This is a genomic window from Lentzea sp. NPDC051208, from assembly GCF_040682435.1.
Taxonomy (GTDB): domain Bacteria; phylum Actinomycetota; class Actinomycetes; order Mycobacteriales; family Pseudonocardiaceae; genus Lentzea; species Lentzea kristufekii.
The window spans coordinates 62,842-76,111 of sequence record NZ_JBFBAW010000007.1 but is presented as its reverse complement, the minus strand read 5'-3'; the positions used below and the strand labels follow the sequence as shown (position 1 = coordinate 76,111).

The 13,270-nt window shown below is 69.3% G+C and carries 10 protein-coding genes; 6 read left to right on the top strand and 4 right to left on the bottom strand.

Annotated elements, in window-relative coordinates; genetic code table 11:
* Positions 1–22: 22 nt before the first annotated feature.
* The 4 genes from AB0M48_RS18170 (at position 23) to AB0M48_RS18155 (ending at position 4,541) form a co-directional block, all read left to right on the top strand.
* A complete protein-coding gene (locus AB0M48_RS18170) occupies positions 23–1,192 on the top strand; it encodes an allantoate amidohydrolase (RefSeq protein WP_363842939.1) in 1,170 nt (389 codons plus the stop codon).
* Positions 1,189–2,463 (top strand): formimidoylglutamate deiminase, encoded by a 1,275-nt coding sequence (locus AB0M48_RS18165; RefSeq protein ID WP_363842936.1) that lies wholly within the window; start codon positions 1,189–1,191, stop codon positions 2,461–2,463. The genes AB0M48_RS18170 and AB0M48_RS18165 overlap by 4 nt, the downstream gene beginning before the upstream one ends.
* Positions 2,460–3,593 (top strand): imidazolonepropionase, encoded by a 1,134-nt coding sequence (hutI, locus tag AB0M48_RS18160; protein ID WP_363842933.1) that lies wholly within the window; start codon positions 2,460–2,462, stop codon positions 3,591–3,593. The genes AB0M48_RS18165 and hutI overlap by 4 nt, the downstream gene beginning before the upstream one ends.
* Positions 3,594–3,659: 66 nt before the next feature.
* Positions 3,660–4,541, top strand: coding sequence for a hypothetical protein (locus AB0M48_RS18155; protein ID WP_363842931.1), 882 nt, complete (start codon positions 3,660–3,662; stop codon positions 4,539–4,541).
* 130 nt (positions 4,542–4,671) lie between these two features.
* Here the strand turns inward: AB0M48_RS18155 and AB0M48_RS18150 are convergent, their stop codons facing one another.
* The gene (locus tag AB0M48_RS18150) at positions 4,672–5,844 is read right to left on the bottom strand and encodes a S8 family peptidase (protein WP_363842928.1); all 1,173 of its coding nucleotides are present in this window, start codon (positions 5,842–5,844) and stop codon (positions 4,672–4,674) included.
* Positions 5,845–6,022: 178 nt separating this feature from the next.
* On the opposite strand from AB0M48_RS18150, the gene AB0M48_RS18145 reads away from it, so the two are divergent.
* A complete protein-coding gene (locus AB0M48_RS18145; RefSeq protein WP_363842925.1) occupies positions 6,023–6,907 on the top strand; it encodes an XRE family transcriptional regulator in 885 nt (294 codons plus the stop codon).
* A gap of 40 nt (positions 6,908–6,947) precedes the next feature.
* On the opposite strand, the gene AB0M48_RS18140 is transcribed toward AB0M48_RS18145, so the two are convergent.
* Entirely contained in the window at positions 6,948–8,120 is a 1,173-nt protein-coding gene (locus AB0M48_RS18140; RefSeq protein ID WP_363842922.1) for a S8 family peptidase, read from the bottom strand.
* A gap of 156 nt (positions 8,121–8,276) precedes the next feature.
* Here AB0M48_RS18140 and AB0M48_RS18135 point away from each other — a divergent pair, with 156 nt between their 5' ends.
* Positions 8,277–9,269 (top strand): aldo/keto reductase, encoded by a 993-nt coding sequence (locus AB0M48_RS18135; protein ID WP_319988943.1) that lies wholly within the window; start codon positions 8,277–8,279, stop codon positions 9,267–9,269.
* Position 9,270: 1 nt separating this feature from the next.
* Here the strand turns inward: AB0M48_RS18135 and AB0M48_RS18130 are convergent, their stop codons facing one another.
* Positions 9,271–9,450, bottom strand: coding sequence for a DUF6104 family protein (locus AB0M48_RS18130; protein ID WP_030471325.1), 180 nt, complete (start codon positions 9,448–9,450; stop codon positions 9,271–9,273).
* Between the two features lie 81 nt (positions 9,451–9,531).
* Positions 9,532–13,224 (bottom strand): multifunctional oxoglutarate decarboxylase/oxoglutarate dehydrogenase thiamine pyrophosphate-binding subunit/dihydrolipoyllysine-residue succinyltransferase subunit, encoded by a 3,693-nt coding sequence (locus AB0M48_RS18125; RefSeq protein WP_363842917.1) that lies wholly within the window; start codon positions 13,222–13,224, stop codon positions 9,532–9,534.
* Positions 13,225–13,270 lie beyond the last annotated feature (46 nt).

Sequence of the window (13,270 nt, the reverse complement as noted above, 5' to 3'; positions counted from 1 at the left end):
TGAGCCTGCCGATGGAGGCGTGATGCTCGACCAGATCGCGGACGTCGGGCGTGACACCAAGCGTGGCGGCTACTCCCGGCACGGCTACGACAAGCCGGAGCTGGAGCTGCGGCACTGGTTCGTCGAGCAGGCCGTCAAGCGCGGCCTGAACGTCGAGACCGACCAGAACGGCAACCTCTGGGCGTGGTGGGGCGAGCGCGGCGACAACGCGCTCGTCACCGGCAGCCACCTGGACTCGGTGCCCGGTGGCGGCGCGTTCGACGGCCCACTGGGGGTGACGTCGGCTTTGGAAGCCGTGGACCTGTTGCAGGCCAAGGGGTTCAAGCCCGCGCGGCCGTTCGCGGTCACGGTCTTCGCGGAGGAGGAAGGCGGCCGGTTCGGTGTCGCGTGCCTCGGTTCGCGGCTGCTGACCGGCGCCATCTCCGCGGAGAAGGCGCTGGCGCTCAAGGACCCGGACGGCATCACGCTGGCCGAGGCCATGAAGGCCGCCGGGTACGACCCCGATCTGGTCGGCCGCGACGAACGGGCGTTGCGGCGCATCGGCCAGTTCGTCGAGCTGCACGTCGAACAGGGCCGCGGCCTGACCGTGCCGGTCGGTGTCGCGAGCAGCATCCTCGCGCACGGCCGGTGGCGCTTCACGTTCTCCGGCGAGGGGAACCACGCCGGTGCGACGTTGATCGAAGACCGCCGCGACCCGATGCTCCCGGCCTCACAACTCGTCCTCGCCGCCAGGAAGGCGGCCAGGTCGGGCGGGCGTGCCACCGTGGGAAGGCTCGTCCCCAACCCCGGTGGCACCAACGTCATCGCGTCCAGCGTGGACGTCTGGCTGGACGCCCGGGACAGCGACGACGCGCGCACCCGTGCGATGGTCGCGGAGATCTCCGAGGCGGCTCACCAGGCCGCCGAGGAAGAGGGGTGTGAGGTCACCATCACCGAGGAGTCGTACGGCGACACGGTGTACTTCGACAGCGGGCTGCGCGACGACATCGCGGGGGCGCTCGGCGGCGTTCCGGCGTTGCCGACCGGTGCGGGTCACGACGCGGGCATCCTCGCCGCGCACGTGCCCACCGCCATGCTCTTCGTGCGCAACCCCACCGGCGTGAGCCACGCGCCGGAGGAGTTCGCCGAGCAGGCCGACGTCGACGAGGGCGTCAAGGCGCTGGCCGCGACTGTCGAACACCTCAGCTCATGAACTTCTGGTGCGAGCGAGCCTGGTTGCCCGCCGGGCTCGCCGAGCGCGTCCTGATCAGGGTCGAGCACGGCGTGATCTCCAACGTGTCCACAGTGGACACCATTCCGCTGGGAGTGCGGCGGCTGCACGGCATCGTGGTGCCGGGCTTCGCGAACGCGCACTCGCACGCGTTCCACCGCGCGCTCAGGGGCCGGACGCACGACGGTGGCGGAACGTTCTGGACGTGGCGCGAGGGCATGTACGCGCTGGCCTCTCGCCTCACACCGCAGTCGTACTACCGCCTGGCCCGCGCGGTCTACGGCGAGATGGCGCTCGCCGGGGTGTCCGCGGTGGGCGAGTTCCACTACGTCCACGACGGGTCGAACGAGTTCGGGTACGCCCTGCGCGAGGCGGCGAAGGACGCCGGCATCCGCCTGACCCTGCTCGACACCTGCTACCTCGCGGGCGGCATCGACCAGCCCGTGAACGAGGTGCAGCGGCGCTTCTCCGACGGCACCGCCGAGGCGTGGGCGTCCCGGGTCGCGGAACTCCAGTCGGACGACGTGATGCGCGTCGGTGCCGCGATCCACTCGGTCCGCGCCGTGCCGCGAGCCGAGCTCTCCGTGGTGGCGCAGGCGTTCCCGGACGCCCCGCTGCACGTCCACCTCTCCGAGCAGCCCGCCGAGAACGAGGCGTGCCTCGCCGCGTACGGCCTCACGCCGACCGGGCTCCTGCACGAAGCCGGTGCGCTCTCAGCCCGGACAACGGCCGTGCACGCCACGCACCTGACGCCCGAGGACATCGCACTGCTCGGCGGCTCCGGCACGGGCGCGTGCTTCTGCCCGACGACCGAGGCGGACCTCGCCGACGGCATCGGGCCGGCCCGCGAACTGGCCGACGCCGGCAGTCCCCTCTCGCTGGGCAGCGACCAGCACGCGGTGATCGACCCGCTGCTGGAGACCCGCGCACTGGAACACAACGAGCGGCTCCGCACCGGTCAGCGCGGCCGGTTCTCGCCGGCCGAACTGCTCGGCGCAGCCACCCGTCACTCGGCGCTCGGCTGGGACGGCGGGCGGATCGAGCCGGGTGCACCGTGCGACCTCGTGGCGATCAGCTGCTCCACGCCGCGGACCGCGGGTTCGTTGCCGCAGCAGGTTCTCCTGTCGGCGACGGCGTCCGATGTGGACACGGTGGTCGTCGGTGGCCGGGTGGTCGCCGCTGGGGGAGTGCACGAGACTCTGGGTGACGTCGGCAGGCTGCTGGCGGACGCGATCGAGGAGCTGTGGGCATGAGCGTGCTGATCACCGGCATCGGTGAGCTGACCACGAACAGCGAGGTCGCCGGTGACGCGCTGGTGATCGACGGCGCGGAGATCGCCTGGGTCGGAAACGCGGACAGGGCCCCCGCCGCCGACGAACGGGTCGACGTCGAGGGCCGCGCGGTGCTGCCCGGCTGGGTCGACAGCCACACCCACCTGGTGTTCGCGGGCGACCGGACCGCCGAGTTCGGCGCGCGCATGGCCGGCAAGCCCTACACCGCGGGCGGCATCGCCGTCACCGTCGACGCGACCCGTGCCGCCACTGACGAGGAACTGGCCGCGGTCGTGCGCAAGCACGTCGCCGAAGCCCTTCGCCAGGGAACGACGTTCATCGAGACGAAGACCGGTTACGGCCTGAACGTGGCCGACGAGGTGCGGTCGGCCCGCATCGCCGCCGAGCAGGCCGACGAGGTCACGTTCCTCGGTGCCCACCTCGTGCCGCCCGGCGAGGACGCGGACACCTACGTCGAGCTGGTCCGCGGCGAGATGCTCGACGCCGTCGCACCCCTGGTGCGCTGGGCGGACGTGTTCTGCGAGAAGGGCGCGTTCGACTACGACCAGTCGAAGGCCGTGCTCCAGGCGGCTGCGGCGAAGGGCCTCGGCCTGCGCGTCCACGGCAACCAGCTCGGCGAGGGGCCCGGCGTGCGGCTGGCCGTGGAACTCGGCGCCGCCTCCGTCGACCACTGCACGTACCTGTCCTCCGCGGACATCGACGCACTGGCGTCGTCGGACACCGTCGCCACGCTGCTCCCGGCGTGCGACCTCTCGACCCGCCAGTCGCTGCCGCCCGCCCGCGCCCTGCTCGACGCCGGTGCGACGGTGGCGCTCGCCAGCAACTGCAACCCCGGCTCGTCGTACACCTCGTCGATGGCGTTCTGCGTGACGACAGCGGTCCTGCAGATGCGGATGAGCGTCGAGGAAGCGGTCTGGGCGGCGACGGCGGGCGGCGCGCAGGCGTTGCGGCGCACCGACGTCGGTGTCATCAGGCCTGGTGCGCGGGCCGATCTCCACGTGCTGGACGCACCCTCGATCACGCATCTGGCGTACCGTCCGGGCGTCCCGTTGACGCACTCGGTGTGGCGTCAGGGGGAACGCGCCAATTGAGACGGGGGTCTCATCACCCTTCGTGTGGGCCTACTGGCGGAAGGTGCAGGGCCGTACGGTGTCCCCGTGGTGGATTTCGCGGAGGCCTTGACGAAAGCCGTCGACAACAGCGGCCTCAGCCTCGAACGCATCCAGCACCACCTGGCCGCCCGGGGCATGCAGGTCAGCATCTCGACGCTCAGCTACTGGCGCCGCGGCCGCAGCCGTCCGGAACGCCCGGAGTCGCTGAAGGTCGTCGCCGCCCTGGAGGAGCTGCTCGACCTCGGTGAGGGTTTCCTGACCGACCGGCTGGGCGACAAGCGGCCGCGCGGGCGCTGGGTGGACCAGTCGCTGTCCCTGGAGGACATGTGGGACTCGCGGGCCACCGATCTCGGCGAGGTCATGTCGCGGATCGACCGGCTGCAGCCGACGGCGACGACGTACCTCAGCGTGCAGGACCGGCAGGTGATCGGCCCGGACCGCCGCGAGGTCTCGAACCACTGCACCGGCGTCATCCAGGCGCTGGAGGACGGCGTCGACAGGTTCCTCGCGATCCAGCTGGCCGATGCCACGGACCTCGGCGTGCCGTCCATCGAGGCGGGGCCGCCGTGCCGGCTCGGCAGGGTCCGCAGTGAGGACTCCACCGGGTTCCTCGTCGCGGAGATCCTCTTCGACCGGATGCTCAGAGCGGGGGAGACGGCTCTCGTCGACTACGTGGTCCGGATGAGACCCGGCGCGGACAGCGAGGTCTGCGACCGGCGGTTCCTGCGTCCGGTGAACGACTACACGCTGCAGATCGGCTTCCACCCGGACGCGGTGCCGGCGCGGTGCTTCCAGTTCGCACGGCCTTCGTTGCACGAACCGGAGACCGCGCTGAACGACCTGTGGATCGGGACGACGGCCTCGACGCACATCCACGTGCGGAACTCGAAGCCCGGAATCTATGGAGTGCGGTGGGAGTGGGAGTAGCCGCTACTCCCACTCCCACCGCAAGCGCCCCCAGTCGAGACGATGCGCTCGGCCGAGCCGCATTCGGCCTGCTCATCAAGGGCGCCCAGGATGGCCGTCACCGCTGCAGGGAGGCGGCGACAGCGAGTTCCTAGACCTTCAGCAACAGGTTCGGCGAACCCGTCCTGATGTCGGTCAGCTTGTTCGGCGTCGCGGCGCCGACCAGGGCGTTGCGCACCTGGGCGGGCGTCGCGGACGGGTTCGCGCTCAGGTAGAGCGCGGCCGCTCCGGCGACGTGCGGGGAGGCCATCGACGTGCCGCCCATGGACCGCGTGCCGGTGTCGCTGCTGTGCGAGGCGCTCACGATGTCGCTACCCGGTGCCCAGATGTCGAGGCACGTGCCGTAGTTCGACGAGCCGGCCGTCCAGATCGAACGCCTGTCGGCGCGGTCCGACGCACCGACGGTGATCGCCTCCGGCGTGCGGGCCGGGGTGAAGTTGCACGCGTCCTGGCCGCTGTTGCCGCCCGCCAGCACGTAGGTGAAGCCCGCGCTGATCGAGCGCCTGACGGCGTTCTCCAGCGAGGTGTTCGTGCCGCTGCCACCGAGGCTCATGTTGACGACGGCGGGCTTCTTGCCGTTGGCCGTCACCCAGTCGATGCCGCGGATGATGCCGTCCCACGCGCCGCTGCCGTTGCAGTCGAGAACGCGGACGCCGACGAGCCTGGCCTTCTTCGCGACGCCGTAGGTCTTGCCCGCGACCGTGCCGGCGACGTGCGAGCCGTGGCCCTGGCAGTCCTGCGCGACGGCGTCGTTGTCGATGAAGTCGTAACCGTCGGAAGCGCGGCCCTCGAATTCGGAATGAGTTTTCCTGATTCCGGTGTCGAGAACGTACGCCGTCACGTTCGACGCGGTGTTCGGGTAGGTGTAGGACTGGTTGAGCGGCAGGTTCGCCTGATCGATCCGGTCGAGACCCCAGACCGGGTTCGACTGCGTCCCCTGGATCGTGGCGACCGTGTTCCGCTCGACGAATTGCACGTCCGGGTCCGCCGCGAGCCTCCGCGCCTGACGATCGGACATTCCGGTGACCGAGAACCCGTTCAGCGCGGCGCTGTAGGTGTGCTTGACGTTGCCCTGGTAGCGGGACGCCAACGCGCTGGCAGGGGTGCGCGCTCCGTCCTTCAGCACCACGATGTAGCTGCCCTCGACCGCCTGAGTGCCCGCACCGGGCAGCACTGCTCGTTCAGCGATCGCGGTGGGCGTCCACATCGCTGTGGAAGCGATGCCCAATGCCGCCGCGATGGCGACATGACGCCTAAGTGCCATGGGGTTCCTCCTGGCAGGGAATGAACTGGGGAACACCAGGAAACTAACGTGAGTTGTGCTCTGGATAACAGGTTCGAAACTTCAGTTCTCAATACTGTCAAAACTGTGGCGATCCTCGGTTTTGTGCACTCGCAGTGTTGAACGGGCCAGTTCCGATCACGGCCCGTAGCATTCCTCCATGCGGGATTTCGCTGAGGCGCTGGCGAAGGCGGTGGAGGCGAGCGGGCTCAGTCTGGAGCGGATCCAGCGCCACCTGGAGTTGCGCGGCGTGCAGGTGAGCCTGTCGACGCTGAGCTACTGGCGCCGCGGCCGCAGCCGCCCGGAACGGCCGGAGTCGTTGCACGCCGTCGCGGTGCTGGAAGAGGTGCTGCGGCTGGCACCGGGGGAGCTGACCGGGCAACTCGGGGACAAGCGGCCGCGTGGCCGCTGGGTCGAACGAGTCGCCGCGCTGGAGGGCATCTGGCAGGAGGCCGCCATCGACCTCGGCCGCGCCATCGCCAGGGTGGACCGCCTCACCGCGGCTCCGGCGAAGTACCTCGTCGTGCGGGACGTGACGGTGATCGGTCCCGACCGGAGGGAGGTCGAGATCCGGACCAGTTCGGTGATCGAGGCGTTCGAGGACGGCGTGGACCGGATCCTCGTCGCGAAGACCGCCGACGAGACCGACCGCTCTCCCGGTGACATCGTCGCGCAGAAGTCGTGCCGGGTCGGCCGCGTGCGCCGGGACGACGAGCACAAGCTGATCGTCGCCGAGGTCATCCTCGACCGGGTGCTGCGAGCGGGGGACACCGCGCTCGTGGACGTGCGGATGATCTCCGACCCCGGCGCGGACAGCGTCTCGGCGGACCGCACGTTCGTCCGCGCGCTGCGCGAGTACGTGCTGGAGGTCGAGTTCCACCCCGACGCGGTGCCCGTGCGGTGTCACGGCTTCAGCCGGTCCGAGCCGGGCGCGCCCGATGTCGACACGGGCGAGCTGTGGATCGGCACCACGGCCTCCACCCATCTCGTCGTGCGCGAAGCCCAGGCGGGGTACGTCTACGGCATCAAGTGGGAGTGGGAGTAGCGGCCCTCGCTCGCTACTCCCACGACTGCACATCGAGGCATCAGTTCCCGATGCGCAGCAGCCTGTCGGGCGATCCGACGCGCAGGTCGCGCAGGGCCGCCGTCGTCGTCGCGCCGTTCACGAGTGCGTCACGCACCTGCTGGTTCGTCGCGTTCGGGTTCGCGCTCAGGAAGAGCGCCGCCGCACCGGCCACGCTCGGCGCAGCCATGGACGTGCCGCTGTCGAGCCGGGTGGCGAAGTCGTGGGCGGTGGAGGCGGAACGGACGTCCGTGCCCGGTGCCCAGATGTCGACGCACCGGCCCCAGTTCGACGCCGTTCCCCACTGCGGCCAGACCGAGCGGTTGTCGTTGCGGTCGGTGGCCCCGACCGTGATCGCCTCGGGCAGCCGGGCCGGGGTGTAGCCGCACGCGTCGCGGCCGTCGTTGCCCGCCGCGAGCACGTAGGTGAACCCGGCCGCGATCGACCGCCTGATGGCGTTCTCGATGAGGTCGTTCTGGCCCGGCCCGCCGAGACTCATGTTGACGACCGCGGGACGCCGGCCGTTGAGGGTGACCCACTCGATGCCGGAGACCACGCTGTCCTGGTCGGACATGTTGTCGCAGCCGAGCACCCGCACGCTGACGACCTGCGCTCGTTTGGCGACACCGGACGTCCGGCCCGCGATCGTCCCGGCGACGTGGGTGCCGTGACCGGCGCAGTCGCTCGCGTTCGCGTCGTCGTCGATGAAGTCGAAACCGTGCGACGCGCGACCTTCGAATTCGTTGTGCGTGATTCGCACGCCGCTGTCGAGAACGTAAGCGCGAACACCTGCCGCAGCATTGTCCGGATATGTGTACTGGGCGTTGAGGGGAAGGGCGCGCTGGTCGATCCGGTCCAGGTTCCACGGCACGTTCCACTGGGTGGTCTGGCCGCGGAGGACGAGGTTGCGCTGGACGTAGGAGACCTTCGGGTCCGCTGCGAGCCGTCTGGCCTGCTGCTCGGACATGTCCCGCACGGAGAAGCCGTTGAACACGGCCTTGTAGGTGCGCTTGAGCGTGCCGCGGTACTTGCTCAGCAGGCTCTGCGGAGATGCGCTGACGCCGTCCTCGAGGACGACGATGTAACTGCCGGGAACAGCCTCGCCCTCACCGCGCAGTGCCTGTTGTGCATTTGCGGTGGGAGTGCAGAGAACAGTCGCGAACAATGCCGCGGCAACGCAGGTGTTGATTCTCATCGTGTCCTCCCGGCAGGCTTGAACGCGATGAAACGTAACTTCACGAGTGGGTGAAATGACAGTGGAGAAAATTTGGTCACCAACACTGTCAAGACTGTGGCGAGCTGGAGCAGCTCCACGTGGCACAATGCCGCGCCGCGGGGCAGGCTGGAAGTCATGGAGTACACCAACCTCGGTCGCAGCGGCCTGTCCGTCTCCCGCCTGTGCCTCGGCACGATGAACTTCGGTCCCGAGACGTCCGAGGCCGACAGCCACGCGATCATGGATCGCGCCCACGAGCACGGCCTCAACTTCTTCGACACGGCCAACGTCTACGGCTGGAAGAAGGGCGAGGGCGTCACCGAGAACATCATCGGCAACTGGTTCGCGAAGGGCGGCACCCGCCGCGAGCGGACCGTCATCGCCACCAAGCTCTACGGCAGCATGGGCGACTGGCCGAACGAGACCAAGCTGTCGGCGCTGAACATCCGCCGCGCCGCGGACGCGTCCCTCAAGCGCCTGCAGACCGACTACATCGACCTGTACCAGATGCACCACGTCGACCGGGACACGCCGTGGGACGAGATCTGGGAAGCCTTCTCCGTGCTGCGCCAGCAGGGCAAGGTCATCTACTTCGGCTCGTCCAACTTCGCCGGCTGGCACATCGCCCAGGCCCAGGAGGCGGCCCGCACGCGCGGGTTCCTCGGGCTGGTGTCCGAGCAGTCGATCTACAACCTGATGACCCGCTGGGTCGAGCTGGAGGTCCTGCCGGCGGCCAAGCACTACGGCCTCGGCGTGATCCCCTGGTCGCCCCTGCACGGCGGCCTTCTGGGCGGTGTGCTGCGCAAGCAGCGCGAGGGCGGCACGTCCCGCAGCGCGTCCGGGCGGTCCGCGGACGCGCTGGAGAAGTACCGCGACACCATCGACGCCTACGAGAAGCTGTGCGCGGAGATCGGGGAGGACCCGGCCAACGTCGGCCTTGCCTGGCTGCTGCACCAGGACGGCGTGACCGCGCCGATCATCGGGCCGCGCACGGCCGAGCAGCTCGACAACTCGTTGCGCGCCGCGGAGCTGAAGCTCGACGCGGACGTGCTGGCCAAGCTCGACGAGCTGTTCCCGGCACCGGCTCCGAACGGGTCGAAGCCGGCCCCGGAGGCCTACGCCTGGTAGCTCAGTCCTCGAAGTCGTCGTCGTCGCGCGCCAGGAAGGTGGCGAAGCGCTCGATCGGCGTCTCGAAGTCGGGGTTGGCGTCGACGAACTCCCGCAGCTTGTCGGCGAGCCACGCGAAGGTGACCTCCTCCTCGCCGCGCCGCTTCTCGAGCTCCTCGATGCCGCGATCGGTGTGGTACATGGCGGAAACTCCTGTGAGTTCTGTAGAAAACGAGCCGCCGGACCCAAGGGATCCGGCGGCTCGTTCGTGTCGTGCGGGGTCTTACTCGAACGCGCGGGTGATGATCTCGCGCTGCTCGACCTCGTGCACCTTGCTCGAACCGGCCGACGGGGCGGCCATCGGGCGGCGCGACACGCGGCGGACGGTGCCCAGGTGCTCGGGCAGCAGTTCCGGCAGGGCCAGACCGTAGAACGGCCAGGCACCCTGGTTCGCCGGCTCCTCCTGCACCCAGCGGACGTCCTTCGCGTTCGGGTAGCGCTCCAGGGTCTCGGTCAGCTTGCGGGCCGGGACCGGGTAGAGCTGCTCGACGCGCACGATCGCCACGTCGCCACCGCCGCGCTTCTCGCGCTCGGCGTGCAGCTCGTAGGAGATCTTGCCGCTGCACAGCAGGACCTTCGTGACCGCGTTCGGGTCCTTGATGGTCGGGTCGTCCATCACCGAGTGGAAGCGGTCGTTGATGAACTCGTCCGTGCCGCTGACCGCTGCCTTGAGGCGCAGCATCGACTTCGGCGTGAACACCACGAGCGGGCGGTCGACGCCGTCGAGGGCGTGGCGGCGCAGCAGGTGGAAGTAGTTCGCCGGCGTCGACGGCACCGCGACGGTCATGGAGCCCTCGGCGCACAGCTGCAGCCAGCGCTCGATGCGGCCCGACGTGTGGTCGGGGCCCTGGCCCTCGTGGCCGTGCGGCAGCAGGATCACGACGTCGGAACGCTGACCCCACTTGGCCTCACCGGACGAGATGAACTCGTCGATGATCGGCTGCGCGCCGTTGACGAAGTCACCGAACTGCGCCTCCCACAGGACCAGTGCCTGCGGGTTCGCGACCGAGTAGCCGTACTCGAAGCCGAGCGCGGCGAACTCCGACAGCACCGAGTCGTAGACCATGAACTTGCCCTGGTCCGGCGACAGGTTCTGCAGCGGCGTGTAGTCCTCGCCCGTCTTGCGGTCGATCAGGGTCGCGTGGCGCTGCACGAACGTGCCGCGACGCGAGTCCTGGCCGGCCAGGCGGATGTTGCGGCCCTCGATCGCGAGCGAACCGAAGGCGAGCAGCTCGGCGAACGCCCAGTCGATGCCGCCCTCGCGCGCCATCTTGGCGCGGCGGTCGAGCACCGGCTTGACCCGCGCGTGCGGCGTGAAGCCCTCCGGCAGGTTCACGTGGGCGTCCGCGATGTGCTCCAGCACCTCGCGGGAGATGCCCGTGGGCAGCTTCGCCGGGATCTGCTGCTCGGCCTCCACCGACGGGCTGACCGTCACCGGGTGCTTCTCGAGCTCGCGGACCTCGTTGAAGACGTGCTCCAGCTGGCTGGAGAAGTCCTGCAGCGCCTTCTCGGCCTCTTCGACGGTGATGTCGCCGCGGCCGATCAGGGACTCGGTGTAGGTCTTGCGCACCGAACGCTTCTGGTCGATCACGTCGTACATCGCCGGCTGCGTCATCGAGGGGTCGTCGCCCTCGTTGTGGCCGCGGCGGCGGTAGCAGACCATGTCGATCACGACGTCCTTGTGGAACGCCTGGCGGTACTCGACGGCCAGCTTCGCGACCCAGTAGCAGGCCTCGGGGTCGTCACCGTTCACGTGGAAGACCGGCGAGCCGATCATCTTCGCGACGTCGGTCGAGTACTTCGAGGACCGCGAGTGCTCCGGTGCCGTGGTGAAGCCGACCTGGTTGTTCACGACGATGTGGACGGTGCCACCGGTGCGGTAGCCGCGCACGAGCGCCAGGTTCAGCGTCTCGGCGACGACACCCTGACCCGCGAACGCCGCGTCACCGTGCATGGCGACCGGCAGGACGGGGAAGAAGTCGCCGCCCTTGTCGATCATGTCCTGCTTGGCGCGCACGATGCCTTCGAGAACCGGGTCGACGGCCTCGAGGTGCGACGGGTTCGCCGTCAGCGACACCTTGGTCTCGCCGTCGCCGAACATGCGGAAGTACTTGCCCTCGGCGCCGAGGTGGTACTTCACGTCGCCGGAGCCGTGCGCCTGACCGGGGTCGAGGTTGCCCTCGAACTCGCGGAAGATCTGTGAGATCGGCTTGCCGACGATGTTCGCGAGGACGTTCAGGCGGCCGCGGTGCGGCATGCCGATGACGACCTCGTCGAGCTCGTGCTCGGCGGCCTTGTCGAGCACCGCGTCGAGCAGCGGGATGACGGTCTCGCCGCCCTCCAGCGAGAAGCGCTTCTGGCCGACGTACTTCGTCTGCAGGAACGTCTCGAAGGCCTCAGCGGCGTTCAGCTTGCTGAGGATGTACTTCTGCACGGTGGCCGGGGGCTTCTCGTGCGGAACCTCGACGCGCTCCTGGATCCAGCGGCGCTCTTCGGGCTCGAGGATGTGCATGTACTCGACGCCGACGGTGCGGCAGTACGAGTTGCGCAGCACGCCCAGGATGTCGCGGAGCTTCATCCGCTCCTTGCCGGCGAAGCCGCCGACCGGGAACTCGCGGTCCAGGTCCCACAGCGTCAGGCCGTGGCTGAGCACGTCCAGGTCGGCGTGGGAGCGCTGGCGGTAGTTCAGCGGGTCCGTGTCGGCCATCAGGTGACCGCGCGTGCGGAACGCGTCGATCAGCTCGATGACGCGCGCGGTCTTGTCGACAGCGCCCTCGGGGATGTCGGCGACCCAGCGGATCGGCTCGTAGGGCAGGCGCAGCGACGCGAAGATCTCGTCGTAGAAGCCGTCCTCACCGAGCAGCAGCTGGTGGATGCGCTTGAGGAACTCGCCCGACTCCGCACCCTGGATGATGCGGTGGTCGTACGTGCTGGTCAGCGTGATGATCTTGCTGACGCCCATGTCGGTGAGCGCCTGCTCGCTGGTGCCCTGGAAGTGCGCGGGGTACTCCATGGCGCCGACGCCGATGATCGCGCCCTGACCCGCCTGCAGCCGCGGCACCGAGTGGTTCGTGCCGATCGTGCCGGGGTTGGTCAGCGAGATCGTGGTGCCGGAGAAGTCGTCCGCCGTCAGCGAACCGGACCGGGCCTTGCGGATCAGGTCCTCGTAGGCCTGCCAGAACTGCGTGAACGTCATGTTCTCGCAGCCCTTGACCGACGCGACGACCAGCGTGCGGCTGCCGTCCTTGCCGGGCAGGTCGATCGCCAGGCCGAAGTTCACGTGCTCCGGCGTGACGACGAACGGCTTGCCGTCCACCTCGGCGTAGTGCCGGTTCATGTTCGGGTAGGCCTGCAGCGCCCGAACCACCGCGTAGCCGATGACGTGCGTGAAGGAGACCTTCCCGCCGCGCGTCCGCTTCAGGTGGTTGTTGATGACGATGCGGTTGTCGGCCAGCAGCTTCGCGGGCACGGCACGCACGCTGGTCGCGGTCGGAACGGTGAGCGAGAGCTCCATGTTCTTCGCGATAGCGGCGGAGGCACCACGCAACTGCTTCTGCTCGGGCTGCGCGCTCGGCTTGACCGGGGCGGCCTTCGCGGCCTGCTGCGGCGCGGGCTTGCCGGTCTGCGGCAGCGAGGCCGCGGACTTCGGCGGCGCGGCAGCCGGCTTGGGTGCGGCGGCGGGCGCGGGCTTGCCGTTGTCGGCGGCCGGGGGCGTCACGGTCGCGGTCGTGGTGGTCGTAGAGCCACCCGCGCTGGCCGTGGCGGCACTACCGTTGCCTCCCGCACGCTTGTAGTCGGCAAAGAAGTCGTGCCATGCCGGGTCTACGGATGACGGGTCCGCGAGGAACTGATCGTACATCTCCTCGACGAGCCATTCGTTCGGCCCGAACTGTGACGCAGGACTGCTGCTGGACACGGCTGGCGCTCGCCTCTATCCATCTCGCTCTTGGTGTTGACTCATG

What these genes read in the sequence shown, in the direction of transcription:
- AB0M48_RS18145 (WP_363842925.1), top strand. Translation starts at nt 6,023, where the DNA reads ATGCGGGATTTCGCTGAGGCGCTGGCGAAGGCGGTGGAGGCGAGCGGG.
- AB0M48_RS18135 (WP_319988943.1), top strand. Translation starts at nt 8,277, where the DNA reads ATGGAGTACACCAACCTCGGTCGCAGCGGCCTGTCCGTCTCCCGCCTG.
- AB0M48_RS18150 (WP_363842928.1), bottom strand. Translation starts at nt 5,844, where the DNA reads ATGGCACTTAGGCGTCATGTCGCCATCGCGGCGGCATTGGGCATCGCT.
- AB0M48_RS18165 (WP_363842936.1), top strand. Translation starts at nt 1,189, where the DNA reads ATGAACTTCTGGTGCGAGCGAGCCTGGTTGCCCGCCGGGCTCGCCGAG.
- AB0M48_RS18130 (WP_030471325.1), bottom strand. Translation starts at nt 9,450, where the DNA reads ATGTACCACACCGATCGCGGCATCGAGGAGCTCGAGAAGCGGCGCGGC.
- AB0M48_RS18140 (WP_363842922.1), bottom strand. Translation starts at nt 8,120, where the DNA reads ATGAGAATCAACACCTGCGTTGCCGCGGCATTGTTCGCGACTGTTCTC.
- AB0M48_RS18170 (WP_363842939.1), top strand. Translation starts at nt 23, where the DNA reads ATGCTCGACCAGATCGCGGACGTCGGGCGTGACACCAAGCGTGGCGGC.
- hutI (WP_363842933.1), top strand. Translation starts at nt 2,460, where the DNA reads ATGAGCGTGCTGATCACCGGCATCGGTGAGCTGACCACGAACAGCGAG.